Origin of the sequence: Acidihalobacter yilgarnensis (assembly GCF_001753245.1) — a bacterium.
In the GTDB taxonomy this organism is placed as follows: domain Bacteria; phylum Pseudomonadota; class Gammaproteobacteria; order DSM-5130; family Acidihalobacteraceae; genus Acidihalobacter; species Acidihalobacter yilgarnensis.
This window is the reverse complement of the sequence record NZ_CP017415.1, coordinates 2,286,142-2,312,153: the sequence shown is the minus strand read 5'-3', so window position 1 is coordinate 2,312,153 and position 26,012 is coordinate 2,286,142. Positions and strand designations below refer to the sequence as shown.

General features: G+C 57.3%; 28 protein-coding genes and 2 pseudogenes. 19 read left to right on the top strand and 11 right to left on the bottom strand.

The window, feature by feature from the left end:
• Window positions 1-122 precede the first annotated feature (122 nt).
• The 4 genes from BI364_RS11060 to BI364_RS11045 all read left to right on the top strand — a co-directional run bounded on the left by BI364_RS11060 (window position 123) and on the right by BI364_RS11045 (window position 5,005).
• On the top strand, window positions 123-401 hold the full coding sequence (locus BI364_RS11060) for a type II toxin-antitoxin system RelE/ParE family toxin (RefSeq protein ID WP_070080033.1): 279 nt from the start codon (window positions 123-125) through the stop codon (window positions 399-401).
• A complete protein-coding gene (locus tag BI364_RS11055) occupies window positions 401-694 on the top strand; it encodes a HigA family addiction module antitoxin (RefSeq protein WP_070078784.1) in 294 nt (97 codons plus the stop codon). Before BI364_RS11060 ends, BI364_RS11055 begins: the two co-directional genes overlap by 1 nt.
• A gap of 486 nt (window positions 695-1,180) precedes the next feature.
• Window positions 1,181-3,286, top strand: coding sequence for a GTPase (locus BI364_RS11050; protein ID WP_070080032.1), 2,106 nt, complete (start codon window positions 1,181-1,183; stop codon window positions 3,284-3,286).
• 9 nt (window positions 3,287-3,295) lie between these two features.
• The gene (locus tag BI364_RS11045) at window positions 3,296-5,005 is read left to right on the top strand and encodes a GTPase (RefSeq protein WP_070078783.1); all 1,710 of its coding nucleotides are present in this window, start codon (window positions 3,296-3,298) and stop codon (window positions 5,003-5,005) included.
• Window positions 5,006-5,200: 195 nt separating this feature from the next.
• On the opposite strand, the gene ettA is transcribed toward BI364_RS11045, so the two are convergent.
• A complete protein-coding gene (gene ettA, locus BI364_RS11040; protein WP_070078782.1) occupies window positions 5,201-6,868 on the bottom strand; it encodes an energy-dependent translational throttle protein EttA in 1,668 nt (555 codons plus the stop codon).
• A gap of 220 nt (window positions 6,869-7,088) precedes the next feature.
• Here ettA and soxX point away from each other — a divergent pair, with 220 nt between their 5' ends.
• The gene (gene soxX, locus BI364_RS11035; protein WP_070080031.1) at window positions 7,089-7,478 is read left to right on the top strand and encodes a sulfur oxidation c-type cytochrome SoxX; all 390 of its coding nucleotides are present in this window, start codon (window positions 7,089-7,091) and stop codon (window positions 7,476-7,478) included.
• A 44-nt stretch (window positions 7,479-7,522) separates the two neighbouring features.
• Window positions 7,523-8,377 carry a sulfur oxidation c-type cytochrome SoxA gene (gene soxA, locus BI364_RS11030; RefSeq protein WP_070078781.1) on the top strand — a complete coding sequence of 285 codons (855 nt, stop codon included), beginning with the start codon at window positions 7,523-7,525 and terminating at the stop codon, window positions 8,375-8,377.
• 137 nt (window positions 8,378-8,514) lie between these two features.
• Here soxA and BI364_RS11025 read toward each other — a convergent pair whose 3' ends face one another.
• Window positions 8,515-9,816, bottom strand: coding sequence for a sensor domain-containing diguanylate cyclase (locus BI364_RS11025; RefSeq protein ID WP_083251330.1), 1,302 nt, complete (start codon window positions 9,814-9,816; stop codon window positions 8,515-8,517).
• A 174-nt stretch (window positions 9,817-9,990) separates the two neighbouring features.
• Between BI364_RS11025 and BI364_RS11020 the strand changes: the two genes are divergently transcribed.
• The 3 genes from BI364_RS11020 (at window position 9,991) to merA (ending at window position 12,374) form a co-directional block, all read left to right on the top strand.
• A complete protein-coding gene (locus BI364_RS11020; protein WP_070078780.1) occupies window positions 9,991-10,344 on the top strand; it encodes a mercuric transporter MerT family protein in 354 nt (117 codons plus the stop codon).
• Window positions 10,345-10,365: 21 nt separating this feature from the next.
• A complete protein-coding gene (gene merP, locus BI364_RS11015; RefSeq protein ID WP_070078779.1) occupies window positions 10,366-10,686 on the top strand; it encodes a mercury resistance system periplasmic binding protein MerP in 321 nt (106 codons plus the stop codon).
• A gap of 71 nt (window positions 10,687-10,757) precedes the next feature.
• The gene (gene merA / locus BI364_RS11010; RefSeq protein WP_070078778.1) at window positions 10,758-12,374 is read left to right on the top strand and encodes a mercury(II) reductase; all 1,617 of its coding nucleotides are present in this window, start codon (window positions 10,758-10,760) and stop codon (window positions 12,372-12,374) included.
• On the opposite strand, the gene BI364_RS11005 is transcribed toward merA, so the two are convergent.
• Window positions 12,371-13,117 (bottom strand): SDR family oxidoreductase, encoded by a 747-nt coding sequence (locus BI364_RS11005; protein ID WP_070078777.1) that lies wholly within the window; start codon window positions 13,115-13,117, stop codon window positions 12,371-12,373. The two genes, merA and BI364_RS11005, sit on opposite strands and share 4 nt — an antisense overlap.
• A gap of 81 nt (window positions 13,118-13,198) precedes the next feature.
• Between BI364_RS11005 and BI364_RS11000 the strand changes: the two are divergent.
• Window positions 13,199-13,429: pseudogene (locus BI364_RS11000) on the top strand (transposase); the annotation flags it as partial.
• Between the two features lie 88 nt (window positions 13,430-13,517).
• On the opposite strand, the gene BI364_RS10995 reads toward BI364_RS11000, so the two are convergent.
• Entirely contained in the window at window positions 13,518-13,910 is a 393-nt protein-coding gene (locus tag BI364_RS10995; protein WP_070078775.1) for a MarR family winged helix-turn-helix transcriptional regulator, read from the bottom strand.
• 92 nt (window positions 13,911-14,002) lie between these two features.
• Between BI364_RS10995 and BI364_RS10990 the strand changes: the two genes are divergently transcribed.
• The 6 genes and pseudogenes from BI364_RS10990 to BI364_RS10975 all read left to right on the top strand — a co-directional run bounded on the left by BI364_RS10990 (window position 14,003) and on the right by BI364_RS10975 (window position 17,409).
• Entirely contained in the window at window positions 14,003-14,527 is a 525-nt protein-coding gene (locus BI364_RS10990) for an EamA family transporter (protein ID WP_233279503.1), read from the top strand.
• Window positions 14,528-14,582: 55 nt separating this feature from the next.
• Window positions 14,583-14,825, top strand: a complete 243-nt coding sequence (locus tag BI364_RS18375; protein WP_070078773.1) for a flavodoxin domain-containing protein — start codon at window positions 14,583-14,585, stop codon at window positions 14,823-14,825.
• A gap of 1 nt (window position 14,826) precedes the next feature.
• Window positions 14,827-15,228: a hypothetical protein gene (locus tag BI364_RS17955; RefSeq protein WP_156782724.1), complete on the top strand. Its 402-nt coding sequence runs from the start codon at window positions 14,827-14,829 to the stop codon at window positions 15,226-15,228.
• A gap of 367 nt (window positions 15,229-15,595) precedes the next feature.
• A pseudogene (locus tag BI364_RS19200) lies at window positions 15,596-15,784 on the top strand (helix-turn-helix domain-containing protein); the annotation flags it as partial.
• 121 nt (window positions 15,785-15,905) lie between these two features.
• Entirely contained in the window at window positions 15,906-16,049 is a 144-nt protein-coding gene (locus BI364_RS18715) for a hypothetical protein (protein WP_233279502.1), read from the top strand.
• 565 nt (window positions 16,050-16,614) lie between these two features.
• On the top strand, window positions 16,615-17,409 hold the full coding sequence (locus BI364_RS10975; protein ID WP_070078772.1) for a COG4705 family protein: 795 nt from the start codon (window positions 16,615-16,617) through the stop codon (window positions 17,407-17,409).
• 223 nt (window positions 17,410-17,632) lie between these two features.
• On the opposite strand, the gene BI364_RS10970 is transcribed toward BI364_RS10975, so the two are convergent.
• Genes BI364_RS10970 through BI364_RS10960 form a run of 4 tightly spaced genes read right to left on the bottom strand, consistent with a single transcriptional unit; the run spans window position 17,633 to window position 18,747 of the window.
• Window positions 17,633-18,103 (bottom strand): YaiI/YqxD family protein, encoded by a 471-nt coding sequence (locus tag BI364_RS10970; protein ID WP_070080029.1) that lies wholly within the window; start codon window positions 18,101-18,103, stop codon window positions 17,633-17,635.
• Window positions 18,103-18,330: a hypothetical protein gene (locus BI364_RS10965; RefSeq protein ID WP_070078771.1), complete on the bottom strand. Its 228-nt coding sequence runs from the start codon at window positions 18,328-18,330 to the stop codon at window positions 18,103-18,105. Before BI364_RS10965 ends, BI364_RS10970 begins: the two co-directional genes overlap by 1 nt.
• A gap of 21 nt (window positions 18,331-18,351) precedes the next feature.
• Window positions 18,352-18,498 (bottom strand): MerR family transcriptional regulator, encoded by a 147-nt coding sequence (locus BI364_RS17950; RefSeq protein ID WP_156782723.1) that lies wholly within the window; start codon window positions 18,496-18,498, stop codon window positions 18,352-18,354.
• Between the two features lie 33 nt (window positions 18,499-18,531).
• Window positions 18,532-18,747 (bottom strand): MerR family transcriptional regulator, encoded by a 216-nt coding sequence (locus BI364_RS10960; protein ID WP_070078770.1) that lies wholly within the window; start codon window positions 18,745-18,747, stop codon window positions 18,532-18,534.
• A gap of 689 nt (window positions 18,748-19,436) precedes the next feature.
• Here BI364_RS10960 and BI364_RS10955 point away from each other — a divergent pair.
• Window positions 19,437-21,059, top strand: a complete 1,623-nt coding sequence (locus tag BI364_RS10955; protein WP_070078769.1) for a methyl-accepting chemotaxis protein — start codon at window positions 19,437-19,439, stop codon at window positions 21,057-21,059.
• Between the two features lie 115 nt (window positions 21,060-21,174).
• On the opposite strand, the gene BI364_RS10950 is transcribed toward BI364_RS10955, so the two are convergent.
• From BI364_RS10950 to BI364_RS10940, 3 genes are all read right to left on the bottom strand, one after another.
• Entirely contained in the window at window positions 21,175-21,531 is a 357-nt protein-coding gene (locus tag BI364_RS10950; RefSeq protein ID WP_070078768.1) for a DUF4870 family protein, read from the bottom strand.
• A gap of 173 nt (window positions 21,532-21,704) precedes the next feature.
• On the bottom strand, window positions 21,705-22,403 hold the full coding sequence (locus BI364_RS10945; RefSeq protein WP_322111762.1) for an aspartate/glutamate racemase family protein: 699 nt from the start codon (window positions 22,401-22,403) through the stop codon (window positions 21,705-21,707).
• 68 nt (window positions 22,404-22,471) lie between these two features.
• Window positions 22,472-23,161 carry a Pr6Pr family membrane protein gene (locus BI364_RS10940; RefSeq protein ID WP_070078767.1) on the bottom strand — a complete coding sequence of 230 codons (690 nt, stop codon included), beginning with the start codon at window positions 23,159-23,161 and terminating at the stop codon, window positions 22,472-22,474.
• A gap of 654 nt (window positions 23,162-23,815) precedes the next feature.
• Here BI364_RS10940 and ilvB point away from each other — a divergent pair.
• The gene (gene ilvB, locus BI364_RS10935; protein WP_070080027.1) at window positions 23,816-25,510 is read left to right on the top strand and encodes a biosynthetic-type acetolactate synthase large subunit; all 1,695 of its coding nucleotides are present in this window, start codon (window positions 23,816-23,818) and stop codon (window positions 25,508-25,510) included.
• Window positions 25,511-25,520: 10 nt separating this feature from the next.
• Window positions 25,521-26,012: an acetolactate synthase small subunit gene (gene ilvN / locus BI364_RS10930; protein WP_070078766.1), complete on the top strand. Its 492-nt coding sequence runs from the start codon at window positions 25,521-25,523 to the stop codon at window positions 26,010-26,012.

Sequence of the window (26,012 nt, the reverse complement as noted above, 5' to 3'; positions counted from 1 at the left end):
GGCCAGTTGTTTACGTGCTGCGCGTCACTTCCCAGGCTACCTTGACCTCGGACACGATGATCGATTTCTTCATCGGCCACGCATCGATTGTTGCGTGGCGCGCAACATGCTATCATCGGTACATGATCAAATCGTTTCGCCACAAGGGGCTGCTGAAATTCTACGACTCCGGCGCGGCCTCGATAATTCAACCCCAACATGCGAAGCGATTGAGGATGCAGCTCGTAGCCCTGGATACTGCCCATGTAATTGAGGACATGAACATGCCTGGCTTCGAACTCCATCCGTTGAAAGGCTCGAATAAAGGCCGCTGGTCTATATGGGTCAATGGGCATTGGCGCGTCACCTTTGAATTTCGAGACGGCCATGCCTATGTGCTGAACTACGAGGATTACCACTAATGGCCATGCACAATCCGCCTCATCCCGGAGCATTTATTCGGGAGGTCTACCTAGAACCGTTCGAGATCACCGGACGACAGTTATCCGCCAAGTTGGGCGTTGCCCCGTCCACGCTCAATCGTGTACTGAATGGCAGCAGTGGCATCAGTTCGGAGATGGCGCTCCGGCTGTCTAAGGCTTTGGGCCGTACACCCGAGAGCTGGCTGGCTATGCAAGGCAACTTTGATCTTTGGCAGGCTCGCCAATCGGTAAATCTTAATGCCGTGCAAAAAATCGAGTTCCGTGCAGCATAATAACTGGTTGACGCCGCCCAATATTTTACGCGGTTTAGCGTCCATGGTCTTGATAAACGCTGGGAAGTAGACGGCTTTCGGCCAAAAGCGGTCTCCTTGGCCACTACATTTGGCCGTCTGCCTTCACCCCGTGAACGGACATCAACCTTATCGGTCTGATGTCTTTACAGGAGCACGATTAAAGGGGGCAGTATGGTGTCTGGAAAACTGATAGCGTTTCAGGACATGGGCCGACGTAATCCGTATGCCGGTGATATTATAGATTCCGTATAGCATCGATGGGCGCAGCGTAGTGAAAACGATGGGTTTGAGAAAAGTGAGGCATAATCAAGGTCCTAGTAAGAAATCAAAGATGCCGCTCAATCGGTGCTATACCGAATCCATTTAGCATTGTTATGGCCGATTCGGTCTAATCAACTGTTAGCAGAAAAATCAAAAGCTCTATCTTGAGTGGAATCTATGGGCTCTATAAGAATCGGAGAAAGAATGAAAGAAGCAGTAGACGATACACCTTATTTATCATCTCTCCAGAGTTGTAATCGAGTTGCTAGAGAAGAATATACAGCCGTTCAAGGCTATTTTGAGTGCTGCGATACCATCATTGAGGCTCTGAGAAAAAAACTGCAGGGCGTGATTGAACTTAGTAGCCAGACGCTATCCGAAGACAAAATGGTGGAGGATGGCCTGACCAACATGCTGCAGGATCTTGAGAGAGACTATGGAAAGCTTCTCTCGAAACGAAACGCCAATCTCGCCAAGCTGAAACGAAGCCTAGATTGCTTCAATGTCATGCTTTTTGGCAGAACGATGGCTGGCAAGAGCACTATTCGTGAGGCTATCACTCGCGGGGATGGCCAGACCATTGGTAAAGGAGCACAAAGAACCACGCGCGACGTCAAAGAGTACGAATGGAACAACTTGAGGATAATCGACACCCCTGGCTTCGGTGCCTATAACGGTCAGGAGGACACGCGGATTGCCCACGAGATTCTTGAACAGTCAGACGTCGTGCTGTTCATGCTTAACAGCGACAGCATCCAAGAGTCGACCTTTGTTGAGCTTGACCATGTTCATAAGCTTAACAAGCCCTTGATCTTCGTGTTGAACATGAAAAAAGATCTAGAGAATAGCGGTAACCGGCGCCGGGCATTGAGAAGTCCGGAAAAATATATTTTTAAAGAAGAAGATATTCAGGGGCATACTGACCGATTAAAGAACCTTGCCGGCCGTGCAGGCATAAATCCGAGCACAGTCCGAATCATCCCAATTCATGCCCAGGCCGCATTCTTGGCAACCGTCATGAAGGGGGAAGAAGGATCGCAATTACATGAGCTGAGCCGAATAGATCAGGTTCTTAATGCGCTCATAGATGAGGTTGAAGGTAACGGGCCGATCCGTAGAGTCCAGACGTTTCTCGATTCAAGCCTTCATCATCTTGATGAACAGAGCTTGCTCATTTTAAGCCAAAGGGATCGGCTCACCAAGCTCTTGCAACAGTATGAAAGTAGTTTCACCCGTATATCTCAATGGAAGGTAAAAACTCTTCGTGATGCGCCGCGGTTGCTCTCTAAGGAAGTGGATGTTGCTTTTAAACCACTAGTTGACTCTGTTGCAGATTTTGTTGATGACCACATTGAGGATGAGAATGCAGCAGTAGCTTGGGACCGTCATTACAAGAGTTTTAAAATTACAAAAAAGGTAGAGCGATCGATACAAGCTTTGGCAGAACAGGTGGTAGAAGAACTTCAGGATTTCAATCGAGAAATGAATGAGGGCTTGGACATTACCTTGTCTTTCGAGGTTGCTCACGATGGTCGGAACTTCAGTGAATTCGACTTCAAGCGCATAAACGGTTGGGGCTCTGCTATAACCGGGGTTGTAAGCGCAATTGCCTTTTTTAACTCTTGGAATCCTGTCGGCTGGGTGGCGGCTGCTGTCGGTATTTTGTTCATAACATTTTCATTTTTTTCTGATAGTCGTGCTAAGAAACTCAAAGAGGCTAAGTCTAAACAACGTCATGCTTTGCTTGATGATATAGAGAAAGGCAAGCGGAAAATAAAAGCTAATTTAGAAAGCTGGTTCGACACAAGTATCTATCGAGCAGTTATTGTGCCGGTAGAAAATAATCTATCTCTTCTCTGTCAAGCGATTAATGGGTTTATAAGCGAGCTGGATGGCACTGATAGCCAGCTCTATACTCTAAGGCATGAGATTAACTTTCGCCTACTTAATCGAGTTTCTTACATCATCAAAAAGCAGCATTTTGTTCTGCCGAATGCTTTAAAGATAGTGAGGATTCCTGGCTATGCTTGTTATTTTCTGATCTCAGATTATTTTCGAAATTCTGAACTGCTTTGGGCTATGAGTAATGCCATGAGAGAGAAAATTATTGTAGTGTATGACACTGGCTTGGATAAAAAAATCTCCCATCTTTATAGGGGGCTTGTAGAGAAAATCGAGATTTCCGAACAAGATAAAGTGTCCATGTTTGCCCAGAAGAGAAATATTAGCAAGATCATTGGAAAAGACCACCGCCGAATAAAAATGGTGGCTGCACTTTGCTCCTGTGAAATTACCCTCGTCGCCATTTAAGGATGAGTCATGACTGAATTTGGTTACAGTGCTCTCAAAGAAAAGGTCGCAAGCCTTTACCAGCGTTCTAATGAGCTATGGAACGCCAGCAACTTCAAGGCATCGGAGGCGGAGTTTGATATTAATTTAGCGCCTTTGAATCTTGTTTTTGCTGGCCAGTACAATGCTGGTAAGTCCTCCTTAATTAAAATGTTGACAGGCATTGAGCACATTAAGGTTGGGGCCGGCGTAACAACAGATGTGGTCACTCAATACCAACATAAATCGATAAATATCTGGGATACCCCTGGGATCCATGCGGGTGAGTGCGAGCAACATGATGCCAAAGCGCTTGAGGCCATAGCGAAAGCAGACCTGCTTGTTTACGTAATTACCAATGAACTGTTCGACGATGTCGTGGGCGCCGCCTTCCGCGACCTTTGTTTCAACCAAGGTCGCGCCAAGGAGATGATGATCGTTATCAATAAGTTTGAAAGTGACTCGGCTGACAAAGAGACCAAGATCATGGGCATCACGCAGCTGCTTGAGCCCAAAATTCCAGAGGACTTTCCCATCGTCTTCACTGACGCCCAGTCATTCTTCGACTCATTGGATGAGAAAGACGTGCAAGAGCGCCAAGAGTTATTGGCGCTTTCCAATGCTGAAGGGCTCACCAAAGCAATTGATGATTTTGTCGCGCAACGCGGTCTATATGCCAGACTGACGACGCCGCTCCAGCAGCTTCAAATCACGCTGGAATCAAAAATTGACGAACTGACCATATCTGACCCGCTGCAAAAGGGCTTGGTTAGCCTACTCATGCAAAACAAGCGTGTTTTTCAAGCCAATAAACGAGACCTCATCAAAAAGGTCGGAGCGGACCTAGACAAGCTTAACGGCCAGATTGTTGAGCAAGGAAATCAGCTTGCCGATGCTTTGGGTGGAGAGCAGGAAGAATTTGAAAAGGTACAGGACAGCTCAATATATGAATGTGAGCGACTCATAAACTCTGCCTTGGAGGATCTGCAGGTCACTGTGAGCGAATGCTTATCAGATCTTGAGGCTGAGTTAGTCGAGTTAGCTAATACTCCTGCTAGTTTGAAGATAAATGAAGCTTTGGATGCTGCAAAGAATTTCAATCCTGATGCTGAAAATAGGAAAGTCGGCAGCTTCTCCAAGGATGATCCCGTGAAGCTTAACAGTGCCCTCAGCCAGAGTATGACGAAATCCGCAGAAAAAGGATTCTCCTTCCTTGCAAAAAGTGCTGTTGGCGATGCATCTAAAACAGGACTCAAATCAGTTTCGGGTAGTACGCTACACAGCGCTATTAAAGAGATTGGCGGTTTTTTTGGCTACAAGTACAAGGCTTGGGAGGCCGTGAAAATAGCGGATAAAATAGGGAGGGGCGCGAAGTTTCTAGGTCCAGCCATGGCGATTTTTGGGGTTGGTATGCAGATGTATGACGACTATCAGCAGTCCGAGCATGCAAAAAAGATTCTTAAAATAAAGCGGGATATTCGCAAGAGTTTCAAAGAGTACAGTGATGCCGTGCGTAAGAGCATCGACGCCCAGCTCGAGAAACTACTTGATACCGGCTTTGATCTGCCTATCACGAATATCGATGAGGCCCTTCAAGAAATACGTTCACAGGCTGAGGGTAAGTCAGATAGCGCTAATGCGCTGCGCTTGCAACTAGAAGACGTAGTCATGCTTCGCGAAGAAATACAATCATTATATTGAGCTTAATTGCAGCGAACTCTGCTAACAAAGCGCTGCTGTCGGACAAAATTTTCGCTGCGCTGCAAATTTGCCGCAGAGCGCGGCGGCCGCTGTTGGGCCTGTAGCCGACAGCGCGTCACCATTACTCGACTGGCCGGAGAGGGTCGAAAGCACTACGTACATCCACCCGCCAAGACGGGTGGATGTACGTGGCGGTCAGGCGTTGAGGCGCCGGTATTTCATGCGGTGTGGCTGGTCGGCGGCGGTGCCGAGGCGCGCGTGGCGGTCGGCTTCGTAGTCGGTGTAGTTGCCCTCGAACCAGGTCACGCTGCCGTCGTCCTCGAAGGCGAGGATGTGGGTGGCGATGCGGTCGAGGAACCAGCGGTCATGCGAGATGACCACGGCGCTGCCGGGGAAGTCGAGTAGGGCTTCTTCCAGCGCGCGCAGGGTTTCCACGTCGAGGTCGTTGGTGGGTTCGTCGAGCAGCAGGAGGTTGCCGCCGCTCTTGAGCAGCTTGGCCAGATGCACGCGGTTGCGTTCGCCGCCGGAGAGGTCCTTGACGCGCTTTTGCTGGTCTGGGCCTCTGAAGTTGAAGCGACTGGCGTAGGCGCGGGAGTTCACCTCGTAGTTGCCGACGGTGATGATGTCCTGGCCGTCGGAAAGTTCCTCCCACACGGTCTTGTCGCCGCCGAGGGCGTCGCGGCTCTGGTCGACGTAGGCGATCTGCACGGTTTCGCCGACGCTGATGGTGCCTGCGTCGGGCTGTTCGGCGCCGGTGAGCATGCGGAATAGCGTGGTCTTGCCGGCGCCGTTGGGGCCGATCACGCCGACGATGCCGCCGCGCGGCAGGCTGAACGACAGGCCCTGGTAGAGCACGCGGTCGCCGAAGGACTTGCTGAGGTTTTCGACCTCGATGACCTTGTCGCCCAGGCGCGGGCCGGGTGGAATGTAGATTTCCTTGGTTTCGGAGCGCTTCTGGTAGTCGCTGGAGCTCAGCTCCTCGAAGCGCTTGAGGCGGGCCTTGGATTTAGCCTGACGGCCCTTGGGATTGGCGCGCACCCATTCGAGCTCGGCCTCCATGGCCTTGACGCGCGCGCCTTCGCTCTTTTCTTCCTGCGCGAGGCGGCGTTCCTTTTGTTCCAGCCAGGAGGAGTAGTTACCTTCCCAGGGGATGCCGTGGCCGCGGTCGAGTTCGAGAATCCAGCCGGCTACGTTGTCGAGGAAGTAGCGATCATGGGTGACGGCGACGACGGTGCCGGGGAATTCCTGCAGGAAGCGTTCGAGCCAGGCCACCGACTCGGCGTCGAGGTGGTTGGTGGGTTCGTCGAGGATCAGCATGTCGGGCGCCGAGAGCAGCAGTCGGCACAGCGCCACGCGGCGGCGTTCGCCGCCGGAGAGCTTGGTGACGTCGGCGTCCCAGGGCGGCAGGCGCAGCGCCTCGGCGGCGACTTCCAGCTTGTGGTCGAGGTTGTGCGCGTCGGCGGCCTGGATGATGTTTTCAAGGCGGGCCTGCTCGGCGGCCAGCGCGTCGAAGTCGGCGTCCGGTTCGGCATAGGCGGCGTAGACGGCGTCCAGCTTGGCTTGCGCCTCCTTGATCTCGCCGAGGCCTTCCTCGACGTTGCCGCGCACGTCCTTGTCCGGGTTCAGGCTCGGCTCCTGCGGGAGGTAGCCGATGTTGGTGCCGGGCTGCGGGCGGGCCTCGCCGACGATGTCGGTGTCGACACCGGCCATGATGCGCAGCAGCGTGGACTTGCCCGAGCCGTTGTAGCCGAGTACGCCGATCTTGGCGCCGGGGAAGAAGTTGAGCGAGATATCGCGGAGGATCTGCTTCTTGGGCGGCACGATCTTGCCGACGCCGTTCATGGTGAAGATGTATTGCGCCATGGGGGACCGCTTTCAAAGAATGAGTGAAGGGGGCACATTATCGGGAATCGGGCGTCGGCATGCCAGCGGGATGCCGGGCGTTCACCTGCGATAACTTTAATCAATTGATTGCTAATATGATTGATAGTCAGAGTTGATCGTTGTAACATGCACTGCATTGGTGCGTTTGGCCCTCCGGCAGGCTTCGCTGCCGGCAGCCGATGCCCTCCAAGGAGTCGACATGAAGGTCAATCCCTGCCGCGGATTCCCGATCTTGTGCGGAACCGTATTCCTCGTGGCTGTGTTGCTTGCGGCCGTACTGGCGGCCGATCGGCCTGCTGCCGCACCGGCACCTGCCTCGGCAGCCAATATCGCCGCCGGCAGACATCTGGTGTTCAGCCGCGAGGCTGGGAACTGCATTGCCTGCCATATGGTTAAGGGCGCGGTGATGGCGGGCGACATCGCCCAACCTCTGGCACCGCCGTTTCCCGACCGGCAACGTCTGTTCGCCCAGATATGGGACGCGCGACAGAATTACGCCAATACGATCATGCCGCCCTTCGGCGCGAATCACCTGCTGACGCGAAAACAGATCCATCAGATCATGGATTTTCTGTATTCGCTCAAATGAGGCGTTGTCGCCCACGCCATGTCACTACCGATGGATGACTCACGATGAAGAGATTGTCGATTCTGTCTGCGATCGCCGTGCTGCTGTCGAGCTTGATGCCGGGGATTGCGAGCGCCCGGTCGACGCCGGCTCAGGATCTCGCCGCGTTCCAGGGCTATTTTCAGACGCGCTTCCCTGGCGTGCCCCTCAAGGACTACGCGCAGGGCGAGTGGATACCCGGCATTGCGGGTGCCGATGCGCTGGCGCAATACCGTAGCGTGATGCAGTTCCCGCCGCAGAGCCTGGCGATTGGCAAGGGCAAACAATTGTTCGATACGCCGTTTCCCAATGGACACCATTACGCAGACTGTTTTCCGCACGGCGGCATCGGCATCCGTCAGGACTATCCGCGCTTCGATCCGGCAACGGGGCAGGTAGTGAGCTTGGCGGTCGCCGTCAATCAGTGCCGCCGCGACAATGGCCTCAAGCCGCTGGCCTGGAAGCGCGGCCCGCTGGCCGACATTCTTGCCTATATGGCGAGTACGTCGGTCGGGAAACCGATGCAGATCGCGACGCCGAATACGCCGGCGGCGCTCGCGGCCTATGCGCGTGGGAAAGCCTTCTTCTACGCGCGCATCGGTCGGCTCAATCTCTCCTGCGCAGACTGTCACATGGTGCACTCGGGGCAGCGTCTGCGCGCACAACTGATCAGCCCGGCGTTGGGCATGCCCAACGGCTTTCCCGTGTATCGGGCCAAATGGGGTGGGCTGGGTACACTCGACCGCCGCTTCATCGGTTGCAATAAGAAGATCCGGGCCAAGCCGTTCAAACCGCAAAGCGTGCGCTATCGCGATCTGGCCTATTTTCTGAGCTATATGAGCAACGGCTTGCCGATCACGGGGCCGGCGTATCGCAACTGAGGCTCTGCGTCTCGCCGTACATCAACGACACTTCGCCACCGAGATCGCCACCGAGATCGCGTGTGGGTGCTTGATGCCAGGGTCGCGTGCCTGGGCGTGGAAGGGTCAGCGCGCCGGGGAGGTGGGTGTCGTGAGCTTCAGGGCTGATACCACACCGCGCGGTCGCGGCCGGCCCGCTTGGCTTGATAGAGCGCCTTGTCCGCGCGTTCGAGCAGGCGTTCGATCAGGCGGTCGTCTGGCTGGTTTGTGGTGGCGCCGGCGCTGACCGTGACCGTGTAGCGTTCGCCATCGTCTTTGAAGACGGTATGCCGCATGCGCTGCTGGATGCGCTTGATCACTTGCATGGCGTGGTTGGCGGCAGCCTCCTCCAGAATCACGCAGAACTCCTCGCCGCCGAGACGCCCAAGAAGGTCGGTCTCGCGCAGTTCGGCGCGTGACGCTTCGACGAAGCGCACCAGCACACGGTCGCCGGCGACATGCCCAAATCGGTCGTTGACGGATTTGAAGTGATCCAGGTCTAGGATCAGGAGCACCAGGGTCGAGCCGTAACGTCGGCAGTGCTTGAGGCGTTCGCTGGCACGCTCCAGAAAGGCCCGCCGATTGGCAATGCCGGTCAAGGAATCGGTAGTGGCCAGGAGGCGCAATTCACGTTCGAGCATCGTGCGCTCGGTGACATCGCGATAGATGCCCTCGACACCGGCAAAATTGCCGTCTTCGTCAAACAGGGCGTGGCTGCTGATCGAAATGTCGATCACACGGCCATCGTTGCGCACCATTTGCCCAGGGAAGTCGGAGACCTCCCCGTATTCGCGGATGGCCTGCTTGAAGGCGTCGCGATCCGCAGCATTGGGGTAATAGTCTTCAGCCGGCCGTCCGATGATTTCCTGCGGGTCGTAGCCGAGGACGCGACGTACGCCTGGGCCAACCATCTGTACCACACCTTGGGTGTCGGTTCGGTAGTACACGTCCTGCATGCTCTCGAACAGGCGACGCAGGTTCTGCTCGTTATCGCGCATTTGCGCCTGTATCAGGTGCCTTCGGGTCATGTCGAGGGCAACGATGAGCAAGGCTTGCCCGCCCCGGTATGCGCACAAGCGGCTGCTGGTCGCGACCACCCTGAGGTTACCGCGCAGACTGAGCAGGCGAAGCTCCGTCGCGGGATTGGGTTCCTGGCTCGATTCGAGCCGGCGCAGGCGGATCTGTGTCTGCGCCAGGTCCATCGGGTGAACGAAATCGAACAGCGCCCGCCCGATCAGTTCGTCCGGCGTGTCGGCTTCCAGTATGTGTTGGGCAAGTGTATTGATACGGGCGATGCGCCCATCCACGATCACCGCGAGTGCCGCGGGGGCTTGTGCAAATAGATCGCAACCGTGGCCCGCCGATGTCAAGTCGCTGCCCTCGTCGTCGGTCAAGTGGGTGACCTCGTCAAGGTTCGTCATAAATTCCCTGCGTATGGTGTCGTTTTTTTACCTATTCGATCTTAGTCGTTGCCCTGGGTCATGGCAAAGCCTCTTCGCATGTGCTTGGCGGATGTTCCAACTTGAGGGGGGTTGCAACCGTACTCAAGTACGGCGTTAGCGTTGCCGGGTCTGAATCGAGGAGTACGGTGCAGCGTGAAACAGGATCGAGGACGTTGGACGTTGGCAGGCGCTATTTTGGCGGGTATTGGCGCTTCTGCCTGTTGCTTTGGCCCTTTGATATTGCTGGGTCTGGGTATCAGTGGTGCCTGGATCGGCAATTTGACTGCTTTGGAGCCCTATCGCCCGATCTTCATCGCCGTCACGTTGATTTTCCTCGGTCTGGCTTTTCGCCGATTGTACCGTGCGCCGCAGCCATGCGACGAGGCTCGCGTCTGCGCCAACCCCAAGGTTTTGCGCCGACAGCGGATTATCTTCTGGGGCGTCGGTGCGGTGTTGATTAGCGCGATGGCGTTCCCCTATCTGGCCCCCTACCTGTTGGGATACTGATCACCACGAGGAGTTGAATTTATGAAAAAGACGTTGGCCATTATCGCCCTATTGGGATTGTCTCCACTGGCTTGGGCAGGGCAGGCCGATGCGCCGCCCATGAACGATGCGCAGGCGCTCAGCCGCATCACGTTGTCCGTGCCCAGCATGACTTGCGGCTTGTGTCCGGTCACGATCAAGGCTGCGCTGGACAAGGTGCCGGGCGTGACTCAGGCCCGCCCCGACCTTGACCATAAGACGGTGACGGTTACCTTCGATCCGCATAAGACGAATGTGAAGGCGTTGACCCGTGCTACGGAGGATGCGGGCTATCCTGCACATCTGGTGTCTTCGGTTAAATAAGATCGGTGCGGCGATCGGCATCATGGGTGCCCCCGAATCAATACGTTCATCGACAGAGTGAGAATTGCATCATGAGCACGACACTGCGCATCACCGGCATGACCTGCGAGCATTGCGCGATAACGGTTGAGCAGGCGCTCTCGGCGCTTGCCGGCGTAAGTGCAACGGTGTCCTACGCAGAAGGTTTGGCGCGGGCCGAGGGCGGCGAGACCCAGGCGATGATCGGGCAGGTGCAGAGGGCCGGTTATGACGCCTATCCACTGCCGTCGTCAGATCGCAGCGAATGCCCTGGACCTGAACTCAGGGTCGTGATCTTGGGTTCCGGATCGGCGGCCTTCGCCTGCGCCATTCGCGCCGCCGATGCGGGCGCACAGGTGACGCTGGTCGAGCGTGGCACGATCGGCGGGACCTGTGTGAATATCGGCTGTGTGCCGTCCAAGATCATGATCCGTGGGGCACAGGTGGCGCATTTGGCCGCGAGGCATCCTTTCGAGGGGTTGGAGCGCCATGCGCTCACGGTGGATCGTGCCGCGCTCCAGGCGCAGCAGCAGGGGCGGGTAGATGCGCTGCGCCAGGCCAAATACGAGGATATCTTGGCCGCCAATCCCGCTTTGCAACTGGTTCGGGGCGAGGGGCGTCTGGATGGGGATCACCGTGTGACCGTGGATCTCGCCGAGGGTGGTCAAACGACGCTGCTGGCCGACCGGGTGCTGATCGCGACCGGCGCCTCGGCGGATATTCCCGATATTGTCGGGCTTGCGCAGACGCCGTTCTGGACCTCGACGGAAGCATTGGCGACGCGTGAACTGCCTGCGCATCTGATCGTGATCGGTGGCTCTGTCGTGGCCGTCGAGTTGGCACAAGCCTTCGCGCGTCTGGGCAGCCGGGTAACCCTGTTGGCGCGCAGCACGCTGCTCTCGCGTGAAGATCCGGCGCTGGGGACCGGGCTGACCGAGGCCTTACGCGCCGAAGGGATCGACGTGCGTCTGCACAGCGTTCCCGAGCGGGTGGCGCACGATGGCACGACGTTCGATCTGACACTCGCCGACGGCGCGTTGCGTGGCGATGCCCTGTTAGTGGCCACCGGCCGGCGCGCCAATACCGCCACGCTGGGATTATCCGAGGTCGGCGTAGCCACCGATCCCCACGGGCGGATCGCGGTAAACGAACGTCTGCAGAGCAGTGTCGATTGGGTCTACGCCGCAGGCGATTGCACCGCGCAGCCGCAGTTCGTGTACGTTGCCGCGGCAGCGGGCACGCGGGCGGCGATCAATATGACTGGCGGCGAGGCGACCCTCGATCTGACGGCGATGCCCGCAGTGGTGTTCACCGATCCGCAGGTTGCCACCGTGGGCTTGGACGAGAATCAAGCCCACGCGCAGGGTCTGGAAACCGAAAGCCGCACGCTTGGGCTGGAAAACGTCCCACGCGCGCTGGCGAATTTCGATACTCGTGGCTTCATCAAGCTGGTTGCCGAGCGCGATAGCGGGCGTTTGCTGGGCGCGCAGATCCTGGCCTCGGAGGGTGGCGAGGTGATCCAGTCCGCAGCGCTTGCGCTGGCCGCGGGCATGACGGTGAACGACCTGGCCGGGCGTCTGTTTCCCTACCTGACGATGGTCGAGGGCCTCAAGCTGTGCGCACAGACCTTCACGCGCGATGTCTCGGAGCTTTCCTGCTGCGCGGGCTAACGCCCGCCGGAAACGTCGAGATTGGCACCGGTGACATATGAAGCTTCACCCGAGAGCAACCACAGGATCGCGTGCGCGACTTCCTCGGGCTGCCCACCGCGCTTCATTGGCACGGCATCCTTGAGGCGGTCGACGCGCCCCGGCTCGCCACCGCTGGCGTGGATGTCGGTGTAGATGATGCCGGGACTGACGGCGTTGACCCGAATGCCTTCGGCGGCGACCTCTCGCGACAGGCCAATGGTCAGCGTGTCGACGGCTGCCTTGGAGGCGGCGTAGTCGACATATTCGCCGGGGCTGCCCAATCGCGCGGCGCGAGAGGAGACGTTGACGATGGCGCCGCCCTGGCCGCCATGCCGCGTCGACATGCGTCGTATCGCCTCGCGGGCACACAGAAAGCTGCCGGTCACGTTGGCGGCGAGCACGCGGCCGAGGCGCGCGGCGTCCATGTCTTCCACGCGGGCATGCTTTTCCAGAATGCCCGCGTTGTTGACCAGGGCGGTGACTGAACCGAGGTCCTCGTCCACTCGGGCAAAGAGACGCATCACATCGGCCTCCACGGCGACATCCGCCGCCACGGCGATGGCGTGTCCGCCACGCGCGTTGATTTCGGTGACTAGCGCTTCGGCCGCTTCGCGTCCGCGCCGGTAGTTCACGCAGATCGCATAACCGGCCTCGGCGCCCAATCGCGAGAGTGCTGCGCCGATGCCTCGGCTACCGCCAGTGACGATCAGAACCTTCTGCATGCGGGTGTCTCCGTTGAGTGGCAGCCGTTCGGTGTCTTGTAGTCATTAACAGGCTGTTGAAACAGTCCTGCAAACCAATAACGCATCAGCAAGCGTGGCGAAGTTGACGAGGCCGAACGTTTGCGTAACCGCAACAAATCGCGGATCCGGGCCCGGGTCGAGCACGTCTTTGCGGTGGTGAAGCGGCTGTGGGGGTTCAGCAAAGTGCGCTACCGGGGTTTGGACAAGAATGCCAACCGCAGCTTCGTGGTCCTCGGGTTAGCTAACCTGTACCTAATCACGGACCCGAGTACCCACCTGATAGCGCGTTGAGGGCCCACAACGTGCCTCAAGGCGCGAGAAGGGTGAAAACCGAGAGCAAAAAACCGGGATCTAGACGTCTGATCAGGGGCAAAACTGATCAACCTTGAGGGTTGATTGATTGTGACGACTTATTCAGCGTTGCCTTAGTCAAGGCGATGAACACGCTGCGGCCATCCTCCGGGTTCTGCTGGCGCTCGACCAACCCTGACTGCACCAAGCGGTCAATGCGGTTCGTCATGGTACCCGAGGTAATCATCATCGTTTCCATCAGGTCCCCAGGTAGCAGCCGATAGGGCGGGCCGGAACGGCGCAGTGTGGCGAGCAGGTCGAAGCCCGCTGCGTTGAGTCCGTACTCGGTGAAGGTTTTTTCCATCTCACGCGAAAAATAATTTGCGATCCGCAGCGACCGGCCAATCACGCCCATGGGCGTGACATCAATATCCGGTCGTTCACGTTGCCATTGCGCCAGTATCTGATCGATCTTGTCCATGGTGAAATTCCACGGTACTGGCTATCCAACCGCTACTGGTCATCTTTTTATCGCGCGGATTGCTCGGCTCACCAATACGCGCGGGTGCCTTGTTGGCGGCGGGATTGGGCGCTGTTGGCGTTCTGCTGTTGATCCTGGCGCCACAGGCCTCCCTAAATCCGCTCGGCATCGTCGCAGGCCTGATCGGTGCGGCCTCAATGGCGGCAGGCACCGTGCTCAGCCGGCGCTGGCAGCCATCCGTCTCGCTACTCACCTTCACTGCATGGCAACTCACCGCAGGCGGCGTGCTGCTCCTGCCGTTTGCTTTATGGCAGGGCACGCAGCTGACGCAACTGAGCGCGACCAATCTCGGTGGACTTGCCTATCTGAGCCTGATCGGAGCGGCGATGACTTACCTGCTGTGGTTCCGCGGACTTTCGCGCCTGTCGCCGATAGTGGTGTCGGCGCTGGGTTTTTTTAGTCCGCTGACCGCGGTGCTGTTGGGCTGGGCGATCCTCGGTCAAACACTCAGCGTGCTGCAAATCGTTGGCATGGCGTTGGTGCTGGGTGGGGTGTGGCTGAGTCAACACACCGATGCGCTGCAGGCGTTTGTCTTGCCTAAAGTGCCCGGCCTTTGATTCCGTCCGGGCAGTGTTGGGCGCAGTTCCTGATCATTTACGAGGGAGAACACTCATGACGAAAGTACTCGTTTTGTATTATTCTGCATATGGTCACATTCAGCAGATGGCGCACGCCGTTGCCGAAGGTGCACACACGATTGACCATGTCACTGTCGACCTGCGGCGCGTTTCGGAAACGGTGCCCGCGGAGGTGCGCAGCAAATCCTGTTACGTCGATGATGCGACGCCGGGGGCACCGTTTCAGGGCGAGCACGTCGCCCGCATCGCACAGCGCCTGAAGAACGGGGGGGCATGACATGCAACATAAGATCACCGTCGAGTTCTTCCACGATGTCGTCTGCTTCAACATGTCATCGCGCCTGCGTGTGCTGGCAGACGAATATGGGCTCGACGTGCGCCACAAGACATTTGTGTTGCAGGACAGCGTCGCGGAAATGCGGCGGCGCTGGGGCGATCCCGAACAGACGCGTAACGAAATCCTCCGTCACTGGGAAGCTTGTCGCGACGTCAGTGATAGGTCAGAATTGCTCGATGTCGATGTCGATGTCGATGTCGATGTCGATGTCGATGTCATGCGTGGCGTGAGTTTCGATTATCCGCATGGCCTGCATGCGGCGCTGGCCTGCAAGACAGCTGAATTTTCGGTGGGCAGAACGCGCATTGGGATATGTTCGATGCGATCCAGCGCACCCACCTGAGCGAAGCGCGCAATATCGCGGATTTTGACGTGCTGCTGGGTGTCGCACGATCGTTGGGACACGACCCGCATGAATTTCGCTCCCCAGATGCATGCCCCCGAAACGAGAGAGGCGGTTGCGACCGACCGATATGAGGCCAGAAATCTACGGATTCTCACCATCCCGCACATCCGCTTTGTAGACACTGGCGAGTGCCTTACGAGCGCCTCGCTGGAGGATCTGCGAAAGCAACTTGCAAGGTTGGAAATAGAACCTGTCGGTACCATTTTTCGAAGGGTTGAGTGATGAGGCTTAAGGTGGGGATTCATGGCGTGCAATTCCACGGAATGTTTCTGCGTACCCTGCTGGAAGAAGGCCCAGTGTTCCGGTGGGTCAACGGCAAGAACCCGCGGCAGTATGCTTCGACTTCGGTTTATGGACACGCCAGATCGTGCGCGAACTGATCGCACAGCGATTGGGCGTTTCGCTGAGCTTGGCCTCAGTGGTCGCGTTGCTGGCGCGGATCGGCTTGACCGCGCAAAAGCCACTCCAGCGTGCGTATCAGCGGGACCCTGACGTGATCGAGCGCGGGCAACGGGAAACCATCCGGCGATTGCCCGCCAAGCCAAGTGGGACAAGTCCGACATCTGTTTTGGGGACGAATCAGGTTTTCGTGCAGACTCGGTGCATGGCAAGACATGGGCAATGCCCGTCGGCCGCTGCGTGCCGGAGAACGTCTGGAAGACCGCATCCAGTTTCAACTCGCGGACATGGCCGCCCAGCCGAATCTGATCCGCTTGTTCTTCAGGCATCCAAGTGTTGCCTATATTACTGACTGCTGAGCAACGCGCCGCATGATTCCTTCAATATCGTCGATATAAGAATTATTGAGTATTGCCGGTAGGTACAGAATCCGGTTTCCCAGCTGTGCTGAGTTCTGTGTAATGCTGGGGTTTGGCCGTTGCAGGGATAATCGTTTCCCCGCGTTCTGGATATCGGAAAAACAGCAATCAGTTGTTGCACGGGGTCATATCAATAATTGTTTCGTCGCCGATAATAACCAGAAATTGGACGAGGTCGATAGCGCACGAAACTTTCATCCTACTGTAATGTTGACGTGAGGAATCCATCCGACAAGGTAAGATGCTGCCGTCGACGTGAGGACGCACATCATGATGTATTGCAACTCATATCGAGGCATATGACGATGGGTGATTCGACTCCTGTCGAACTTATGCCATGTGTTCGACAGGGTGCCCGGTTGGATTTTAATCACACTAATCGTGTTGCGGCATAAGAATCTTTAATCTGTAAGTTTTCGGTTCTAAGAAATGGAACTCTCCGGGTCAATATCAGGTCCATGAACCAGCGCATATTTCCCCTGCTTGGTGAATCTAAGGAACGTTAATGACCAGAGATGCAATTGGTATTGTTGGTGAAAATACGCGATCGCTCAAAGTACCCAAAGTCACGCCATATTTCTGGGTTATGAAGCTGCTGATCACTGCTATGGGTGAGGCCACATCGGATTATCTCGTTTCTCACATGAATCCCTATCTGGCCGTAGTGGGTTGTGGTTTGTTATTCCTGGTTGCTATTTGGCTACAGATGCGACGAGATCAATACTCCGCACACTACTATTGGTTTGCGGTTATTATGGTAAGTATTTTTGGGACCCAAATTGCGGATGTAACCCATGTTGTGTTAGGCGTTCCCTATGAGATTTCCACCTCCGTTTTTTTAGTCGCCTTGATCGGAATTCTAGTCGCTTGGAAGCTTAAAGAGAAAACCCTCTCCATTCATAGTGTGCATACTCCAAGGCGAGAAGCATTCTATTGGGCAACTATTGTCGCGACGTTTGCACTGGGCACGGCCGCTGGTGACATGACCGCGTCAGGCTTGGGTTTGGGGTACCTAGGGGCTGGTTTACTATTTGTTCTTTTGTTTGCGATTCCGATGGCTGCTTATTTTATGTTTGATTTGAACGAAATCGCAGCCTTCTGGATTGCCTATATCCTGACTCGGCCACTCGGCGCATCATTTGCTGACTGGACAGACAAGCCGATTCGGTTTGGTGGCCTTGGTTTTGGCTCTGGCCCAGTGAGTATATCGCTTACACTAGTGATCTTGATGTTGCTCGCCCTTGTCATGATTTACAAACTAGATGACCCAAACCGTGCTCGCGTGATGGATGTCCACTGAATCGTCTACAGCCCGACAGTTCACTTTCGCCGGTAGTTGAGAAACACACATATATCAGCACCTTTTCGCTGTCTTGCTGTAGCTCGCCATTTGGTTATTACGGGTTCGAAACAGCCAAGCCTGCGGAATGGATTGGAAGTGTTAAGGCCCGATGAAGCTATTGAAGTCTCCGCGGTTGCAAAGCGCGCAATGCCGGGTGGCAACAAGTGCCGCAAACGCCAGATTATCGCGTGGCTGGCGGTACGTCACGACGGGCCAGCCATCGATCGAGATGGTTGGCGAAGGCCTTGCGGTCGGCCTGACTCAGCGCCGAGGGCCCGCCGGTGTCGATGCCGCTGGCACGCAGCGTGTCCATGAAGTCGCGCATGTTGAGACGGTCGCGGATGTTGCCTTCGGCATACAATTCGCCGCGCGGGCTGAGTGCCTCGGCGCCTTGATCGATCACCTCGGCGGCCAGTGGGATGTCGCTGGTGATCACGAGATCGCCTGCCGTCGCCCGCCGCACGATCTCGTTGTCCGCGACATCGAAGCCGGAGGCGACTTGCACGAAGCGGATCAGGGGCGAGGGCGGTATTTTCAGTGCGTGGTTCGCCACCAGGGTGACTTGGGTCTTTGTACGCACGGCCGCGCGAAAAATGATTTCCTTGATCACCACCGGGCAAGCATCGGCGTCGACCCATATCTGTGCTGTCATCAGCATTCCTCTGTACGCGGCGGTCCGCCGTCTGGATATTTTGCCGGGAAGCAACGGTCTTCGCCCATTTCGTCTGTGTCTCCGACCGGCATCTCCGAAGAAATATCCGTGCGCGTAGGTCGGCGCCGGATGTGCTCGATTTCCGTCCGAGACAAACCGAGTGTACCCAGGAATTCGACATGCGCGGCGGGTGATGCCCGTTCGAATTCGGCATGCCAGCGTTGCATGTCTTGTTCATCAAAGCCTGCCTAGCGCAACAGTTCGACCCAGCCGGCCTTGTTCTGCGGTCGGTTCCGGCGCAAGGCCGATTGGGCGAGCAGGGTGGCTAGGCGTTTCTGCTGTTTTCGCAGCCGGGCGATTTCCGCGTTGAGTGCAAGCAGGCGTTGTTTCAGCAATGGACTGGGATCGCCCGCGTCAGCTGCGGTGTTCTAGGCGAGGAGCGCACCGATGATCGCCAGCGGGAGGCCGGCCTCGCGATAGCGATGGATGTCACGTAGTCGCTCGATTTCGCGTTCGCCGTACGGGCGATAACCGCGGGCGCTTCGGGTCGCCGGTAGGCGTAGGCCGAGCGCTTCGTAATGCAGCAATGAGGCGCGTGCGAGCCCGCTGTCGCGAGCCAGTTGGCCCAGGGTGCTGTAGGACATATGGGTAGCGGTTCAATGTCTGACGGCAGAAAACGTTCGCGCGCCTGCGGCAAGGCGAGACGCGCCGGTGAATAGTAGCGTGAGACAAGGCCTTGCGGATCGTTCAGCAAGTCTGGATTGGTCTGGAGGAAATCGGGTCAGGCCAGTGAGGCGTCGGTAGCGCCGCCGTATGCCATCAGGCGGATCAGGGTTTCGGTCAGCGTGCGGTTGAATTTATCCGTTGCACCGTGATGTCTTGCGAATCCAGCGAGTCCTTCGCAGATTAGGGCGATCGCCAGCGGTAGCGGTGCGCGCTGCAGGTATATCTAGGCGATTCGCAGGTGTGTCCGATGATTGAGCATCGCTGGCGGAAGTGTGCCGTCGACGAAGGCGTCCAGCAGCTCATCGTCGGACAAGGGTGGGGATGCATGTCTGTTGGCTCCGGGGGTGTGAAAGGTGCGCAGCTTGCCGCTGACGGTAACCGTCAGGTCAAGCGCTAAGCGAGATCAAGTTTCGTCGGGATCGATTCTGTATGGAGGATGCCGTATGGTGCCGCACGGGCATATTCGTCCGTTGTTTTTCGGCGGGATATAAGTGATTCACTGCGGTGTCACAAGGCGCCGCTTTAATTTAGGCGCCAGCGAGAGATCGTTGTATATCCGACCTCGAATTCGGGGAATGTATTGGCACATAAGGAATGAGGTGAACCTGTGATTAACGGCTTACGGATCGGGACGCGCCTGGCGCTGGGGTTTTCGGTTCTGGTGGTGATGATTTTTGTGATTACGGCCTTTGAGTTGCATGAACTGCGTCAGTTGCACGACCGTATGACGCTCATCGTGGCCAATAGTCAATCGCGTGCCTCGGACGTGCGGCAGATTTATGCGGGGCCGATCAGCAACGCGAGGGTGTTCCTGGAAGCGCTGCTCAGGCGAACCTTTACGCAGGCGGATCATGCGGTTCTGCTGGCCAATCATCAGAAGACCAACGAGGCCATACATGACCTGCTTGGCGCAGACAGTTCCCCCGGCACGGTCGACCGCATCGAACGTATACGCGAATATCTTGCCCAAATTCGTCCGCTCCAGCAGCACGTGATTGCCGCGATAAACCAGGGTGATATTGAGGCGGCCACAGCGGAATATCTTGGCAAGGTCCTGCCGTTGGTTCGACCGGAGGGGGAAGCGGTCATCGAGCTTCAGCACACGGTCGACGCGCAGATTGAACGCGATTATCAGCGCAGCGACCGGCGCTATGAACTCACACGGACGTTGTCGATTGCGCTTGGTGGATTTGCGATTCTGCTGGCCGTGCTGGCTTCGGTGATGATTACGCGCAGCATCACTGGACCCTTGAGGGAGGCCGTATTGGGCATGAACGACATCGCTCGAGGTGAGGGCGATCTGACGCGCCGTATGCCGATCAGGGGGAGCAACGAACTGGCACAGCTTGCCGGTGCCTTCAATAGCTTTGTCGAGCGCGTACAACAGTTGGTCAGGAAGGTGAATGTCTCCACATCCGAGCTGGTATCCGCGGCCAAATCGTTGGCGGGTAACAGCGAAGCCATGCGCGAAAGCATGGACAGACAGCAATCAGGCACCGAACAGATTGCCACCGCCATCAATGAGATGACGGTTACGGTACACGAGGTGGCGCGCAATGCTGAAGAGGCCGCGGGCGCGGCGCAAAGCGCGGAGGGGGCGACCCAATCGGGTCGGGAAGCGGTGAGCGGAACTGCGCGTGCCATCGAGGGCTTGGCCTCAGAGATCGAGCAAGCCGCCAGAATGACGCAGGCAGTCGCCTCCGATACCGTGAAAATCGGGATGGTGTTGGCTGTGATCAGCGATATCTCCGAGCAGACCAATCTGCTCGCACTCAATGCGGCCATCGAGGCGGCGCGTGCCGGCGAACAGGGACGCGGTTTCGCCGTGGTGGCGGACGAGGTCCGCAATCTTGCTCGGCGGACGCAGGAGTCGACCGAGGAGATCCGTCAGGTGATCGAACGCTTGCAGCAAGGTACGCAACAGACCGTGCAAGGCATGAAGGATAGCTGTGAGCATGCGCAAGCCAACGTCAAACAGGCAAGGGATGCGAATGAGTCTTTGCAATTGATCAGTCAGGAAGTGACGCGCATTAAGGACATGACGGCGCATATCGCGAGTGCGGCCGTCGAGCAGACGGCGGTTACCACGGATATCGATCGCAACGTGAGCGATATCCGCCTGATGACGGAACGCACAGCAACGGGGTCGCTCAATGGATTGACGGCGAGCCGTTCGCTCACGCAGCTGGCCGAACAGCTCCAGGGGCTGGTGGCGCAGTTCAAGGTTTGAATGGGATTTTCGCCAGGATGGTTAGGTTTATCTTGAGGATGGGTGCCTGGGTGCCTGGGTGCCTGGGTGCCTGGGTGCCTGTTGCCGGGCACCCAGGTTGTTGCTGTGCTGCGGTCTAGAAGAACCAACCGCCTGGATTGGCCGGCGCCACCTGCTGTTCGAGCGCCTTCATCCCCTTGACGCAGCGCACGATCAGCCAGATCGCCCAGAACAGCAGGATCAGGTAGCCGATGATCACCAAGCTGAGCAGGCCGCCAATCACGAGATACAAGCTGCCGATCCAGAAGGTGCGGATTTGAAAGCGATAATGCGTCGCGAGCCACTCGGGCGCGTCGCCCTTGTTGACGTAGGCCATGACCACGCCGATCAGTCCGGTGATGCCGAGCACTAGGCCGATGAGATAGAGAATGTAGATGATTTTCGCGGTGCCGGCGGTATTGGGTTTCGTTTGATCGGCCGTCACTTCGGTCATGGGTTGTCTCCTGTTTTTCGTTATTCGCATATGGCCTTTCGTGGCGCGCTTGCGCGCCCATGACTGGCTTGTCATGGACGTGCCGGGAGGATGTTATCCGTCGTCGGTAACATTTTTATAACAGCAGGTTATGGCTGCAGGCGCTGGTCGGACGGGGTGAGGTTGCTGTCGATTCAGCGAATGTCCAGGGCAAAATCGACTGCGGCCGTGGCGTGCAATTCGGCCGTGTCGAAGAGCGCCACCGAGGCGTCGTCGGCGGAGATCAGCATGGCGATTTCGGTGCAGCCGAGGATGATGCCCTCGGCGCCGCGTCCGACGAGACGCTCGATGATTTCGCGATATTGCGCGCGCGAGGCCGGCTCGACGATGCCGAGGCATAGCTCCTCATAGATCACCGAGTGGATTATCTCGCGGTCCCGCGCTTCGGGTATGAGGACCTCGATGCCGTGCGCCTGGAGGCGGCAGCGATAGAAATCCTGTTCCATGGTGAAGCGTGTGCCGAGTAGGCCCACGCGGCGGATGCCCCGCTGCAGCACGGCAGCCGCGGTTGCGTCGGCGATGTGTAGCAGAGGAACGGCGACCGCCGCGGCGATCGCGGGCGCGACCTTGTGCATGGTGTTCGTGCACAGCACGACGCAGTCCGCCCCCGCCGTTTCGAGCGTTCTCGCCGCATCGGCCAGCAATCTGCCGGCATCGTCCCAGCGATCGGCGTGTTGCAATAGCTCGATGTCGTGGAAGTCCACGCTGTAAAGCAGCAGCCGGGCGGAGTGCAGGCCGCCTAGACGCTGCTTCACGCGGGTGTTGATGTATTGATAGTAGGGCACGGTGGATTCCCAGCTCATGCCGCCGATCAGGCCGATGGTTTTCATCATGGTACGTTTATCCAAAAGGGTGGGTGTGCGTCCTACTTCAATGGTTTATCCGTGCGATAACCCCGCATTTACGAGCGTGTATTACTGAGATTGAACGATCTGTTGAGGCTGATGAGCAAGAACGCGAGTGCCAGATAAAGGAACAGAATCATCGCCGCGTTGAGTAGGGCGCTGACCGCGCCGATCTTGTCCATATCGATGAACGGATACGGATAATTTTGCGTTAGGGTGCCGCGTAGAAAAATATAGGTCATGTACAGCATTGGATATGCCAGCAGCCACCCGACATCACGCCAACTGAGTGCATGGGCGGGGGTGCCCAACCACCAGAAGACAAGGAACAAGATCGGCGTGACGTAGTGCAATGCGATATCGACGATCAATTGCCAACCCGTGGGGTGCCATTCGTTTCTCAGGAGTGCGAAGTAAATTGCCCCTACGATCGCGATCGATATGGCCGCCGTGGTGGATATGCGTGGTGTTTGGAAAAAACAGTTGAAGATGGCCCATCTGCAAGGCGTTATCTGCGCCGTGAATATCAGTGCGCAAAGAGTATTGGTCAGAATGGTGAAATAACCCGAATAGAGAAATACGGCATAAAGAAAATTACGATGCTGCGCATGGGCGAATGAAGTCGTCAATGACAGCTGGGCCGCAAGTGCGAGCCAGGTGACCAGCGCACCCGAGAGGGCGATAACCTTGATCGCTGTGAATATCCGAATGCCGGTATTACCGCCGATGGTATCGTCGACTCTCATTTTCACGGGGATGGCCTCTCCTTGATGTGCGGTAGTGCGGCATGGCCCCGCTCGATTCGCGGACCCAGAGCCAGTGTAGCGAAGGCGCATGTGCGCCGATGTGGAGGCGTGTGATGAGTTCGGGCGGCAGAGATTCGGATCGGCGTTGCCATAATCGGGCTATGCGAGGGTATCGGCCGAAAGATTGACCCCAGGCATCTGCAGATCGTGAAGCCTGCTTTACGATGTCATCGAATGCTCCGGGCTTCCGCTCGTATCATTGGCGAAGATTGGCACACGCGGTCGTATGCCATCAACGCTCGATGGCGCGCATCGCGTGCTCGGTCGAGCATGGGCGTCTCTCCCGCCTACGTGCCGTTTCTTGTATCCGCCAGGGCGTGCCTGTGTCCTTGGACGTGCTCCCTGGAAGGCCTGGCGGGACTCGGGCCGACGCCCAAGCCATCGCAAACAGGGGAGGGTGCCGTGCTTGTAAGATATCCAGGCAGCTGAAGGCTGTCCGAGATTAAACCCGGTTGGGCGATGATTTTTTTGTGACGACCTATTACTATGCAATGTTCTAGTCGAGGCGCGAGTGATACGCGCTGATGTGATCGAGGATCAGCCGACGGCGCCCGGGGTGGCGCCGTCGCGCATTGCGAGGCGGAGAAGAACGTGGTGGAACTGACTGGTGCCGAGATATTTGTGCGTTGCCTGAAGGCAGAGGGCGTTGATCTGATTTTCGGCTATCCCGGCGGCGCGGTACTTCACATCTATGATGCCTTGTACAGGCAGGACGACATTAGTCATATCCTGGCGCGTCACGAGCAGGGCGCGGTGCATGCGGCCGAGGGCTATGCCAAGTCGACCGGCCGTGTGGGCGTTGCGCTGGTGACCTCTGGGCCGGGCGCGACCAATGCGGTGACCGGTATCGCCGACGCCTATATGGACTCCGTGCCACTGGTGGTGTTCACCGGCCAGGTGCCGACCCATGCGATCGGTAGCGATGCCTTTCAGGAGACGGACTCGGTGGGCATTACGCGCCCGATCGTCAAGCACAATTTCCTGATCAAGCGCGTCGAGGACATCGCCGAGACGATCAAGAAGGCCTTTTACCTCGCTGCCAGCGGTCGTCCGGGGCCGGTTGTGGTCGACATCCCTAAGGACATCACCGCGGAGAAGACGGGTTTCAAGTATCCCAAGTCGATACGGATGCGCTCGTACAACCCCACGATCAAGGGGCATCCTGGGCAAATCAAGCGTGCTGCGGAGCTGATTCTGCAGGCCGAGCGTCCGATCATCTATGCCGGGGGCGGCGTGGTGCTGGGGCAGGCCGCCGAGGCGTTGACCACCTTCACGCGCATGCTCAATTACCCGATCACCAATACCCTGATGGGACTTGGCGGCTATCCGGCAACGGACCGTCAGTGTCTCGGCATGCTCGGCATGCACGGCACCTACGAGGCCAACATGGCGATGCACCAGGCAGACGTGGTGATCGCCATCGGTGCGCGTTTCGACGATCGCGTGACCGGCAACGTGGACAAGTTTTGTCCGCACGCGAAGATCGTGCACATCGACGTCGACCCGGCGTCGATCTCCAAGACCGTTCGCGTGGACATTCCGATCGTTGGCCAGGTGGGTGATGTGCTCGCCGATCTGATTGCCGTGCTTGAGGCCAGCTCCAAGAAACCCAAGGCGGCGCCGCTCAAGGCGTGGTGGAAACAGATCCAGGAATGGCGCGGGATGGATTGCCTGAAATACGACCGCGGCAGTGAGTTGATCAAGCCACAGTTCGTGCTCGAGAAGCTTTACGAACTGACCGGTGGGGATGCCTACGTGACTTCCGACGTGGGACAGCACCAGATGTGGGCCGCGCAGTTCTACAAATTCGACAAGCCCAATCGATGGATCAATTCGGGTGGTCTTGGCACCATGGGTGTCGGCCTGCCGTTTGCCATCGGCGCGCAGCTCGCGCACCCGGAAGAGACCGTCGTCTGCGTTACCGGCGAAGCGAGCATCCAGATGTGTATCCAGGAGCTGTCCACCTGCCTGCAATATCACTTGCCGATCAAGGTGATCACCCTGAACAACCGCTACATGGGCATGGTGCGCCAGTGGCAGGAATTCTTCTATCAGGGCCGCTACGCGATGTCGTACATGGATGCACTACCGGATTTCGTAAAGCTGGCCGAGGCCTATGGGCACGTCGGCATGCGTATCGAGCGTCCAGGCGATGTCGAGGGTGCGCTGCGCGAGGCCCTGGCGATCAAGGATCGGCTGGTGTTCATGGATTTCGTGACCGACGACACCGAGAACGTCTATCCGATGATCCCGGCCGGTGCCGGTCAAAACGAAATGATTCTGGTCTGACGGGGGATTCATGCGCCATATCATATCCATCCTGCTGGAAAACGAGGCTGGGGCCCTGTCGCGCGTCGCTGGGCTGTTTTCCGCGCGCGGCTACAATATCGAATCGCTGACCGTCGCGCCGACTAACGATCCGACGCTGTCGCGCATGACGCTGGTTACCACCGGTAACGAGCAGATCGTCGAGCAGATCGTGAAACAGCTCAACAAGCTTATCGATGTGATCAAATTGATGGAGCTGAACGAATACCGCTACATCGAACGCGAAATGATGCTGATCAAGGTGCATGCTGCCGATGCCGGACGTGAGGAGATCAAGCGGCTGTCGGATATCTTCCGTGGCCGTGTCATCGACGTGACGGCGGAGGTCTACACCATCGAGCTGACGGGCACTGGTGAAAAGCTTGACGCCTTCATGGAGGCGGTGGGCGAACAATACATTCTGGAAGTAGTGCGCTCTGGCGCCATGGGTATTGCCCGCGGGGACAGAGTGCTCAGAGTTTGA

Excerpts from the sequence above, each read along its gene's own strand:
- BI364_RS17955 (WP_156782724.1), top strand. The coding sequence starts at position 14,827 with ATGCAACATAAGATCACCGTCGAGTTCTTCCACGATGTCGTCTGCTTC.
- BI364_RS11060 (WP_070080033.1), top strand. The coding sequence starts at position 123 with ATGATCAAATCGTTTCGCCACAAGGGGCTGCTGAAATTCTACGACTCC.
- BI364_RS11045 (WP_070078783.1), top strand. The coding sequence starts at position 3,296 with ATGACTGAATTTGGTTACAGTGCTCTCAAAGAAAAGGTCGCAAGCCTT.
- ettA (WP_070078782.1), bottom strand. The coding sequence starts at position 6,868 with ATGGCGCAATACATCTTCACCATGAACGGCGTCGGCAAGATCGTGCCG.
- BI364_RS11025 (WP_083251330.1), bottom strand. The coding sequence starts at position 9,816 with ATGACGAACCTTGACGAGGTCACCCACTTGACCGACGACGAGGGCAGC.
- BI364_RS10970 (WP_070080029.1), bottom strand. The coding sequence starts at position 18,103 with ATGACAGCACAGATATGGGTCGACGCCGATGCTTGCCCGGTGGTGATC.
- BI364_RS18375 (WP_070078773.1), top strand. The coding sequence starts at position 14,583 with ATGACGAAAGTACTCGTTTTGTATTATTCTGCATATGGTCACATTCAG.
- BI364_RS10965 (WP_070078771.1), bottom strand. The coding sequence starts at position 18,330 with ATGCAACGCTGGCATGCCGAATTCGAACGGGCATCACCCGCCGCGCAT.
- soxA (WP_070078781.1), top strand. The coding sequence starts at position 7,523 with ATGAAGAGATTGTCGATTCTGTCTGCGATCGCCGTGCTGCTGTCGAGC.
- BI364_RS11005 (WP_070078777.1), bottom strand. The coding sequence starts at position 13,117 with ATGCAGAAGGTTCTGATCGTCACTGGCGGTAGCCGAGGCATCGGCGCA.
- BI364_RS11050 (WP_070080032.1), top strand. The coding sequence starts at position 1,181 with ATGAAAGAAGCAGTAGACGATACACCTTATTTATCATCTCTCCAGAGT.
- BI364_RS10945 (WP_322111762.1), bottom strand. The coding sequence starts at position 22,403 with ATGATGAAAACCATCGGCCTGATCGGCGGCATGAGCTGGGAATCCACC.
- soxX (WP_070080031.1), top strand. The coding sequence starts at position 7,089 with ATGAAGGTCAATCCCTGCCGCGGATTCCCGATCTTGTGCGGAACCGTA.
- BI364_RS10975 (WP_070078772.1), top strand. The coding sequence starts at position 16,615 with ATGACCAGAGATGCAATTGGTATTGTTGGTGAAAATACGCGATCGCTC.
- BI364_RS10950 (WP_070078768.1), bottom strand. The coding sequence starts at position 21,531 with ATGACCGAAGTGACGGCCGATCAAACGAAACCCAATACCGCCGGCACC.
- BI364_RS10940 (WP_070078767.1), bottom strand. The coding sequence starts at position 23,161 with ATGAGAGTCGACGATACCATCGGCGGTAATACCGGCATTCGGATATTC.
- BI364_RS18715 (WP_233279502.1), top strand. The coding sequence starts at position 15,906 with ATGGGCAATGCCCGTCGGCCGCTGCGTGCCGGAGAACGTCTGGAAGAC.
- BI364_RS10960 (WP_070078770.1), bottom strand. The coding sequence starts at position 18,747 with ATGTCCTACAGCACCCTGGGCCAACTGGCTCGCGACAGCGGGCTCGCA.
- merP (WP_070078779.1), top strand. The coding sequence starts at position 10,366 with ATGAAAAAGACGTTGGCCATTATCGCCCTATTGGGATTGTCTCCACTG.
- ilvN (WP_070078766.1), top strand. The coding sequence starts at position 25,521 with ATGCGCCATATCATATCCATCCTGCTGGAAAACGAGGCTGGGGCCCTG.
- merA (WP_070078778.1), top strand. The coding sequence starts at position 10,758 with ATGAGCACGACACTGCGCATCACCGGCATGACCTGCGAGCATTGCGCG.
- BI364_RS10995 (WP_070078775.1), bottom strand. The coding sequence starts at position 13,910 with ATGGACAAGATCGATCAGATACTGGCGCAATGGCAACGTGAACGACCG.
- BI364_RS11055 (WP_070078784.1), top strand. The coding sequence starts at position 401 with ATGGCCATGCACAATCCGCCTCATCCCGGAGCATTTATTCGGGAGGTC.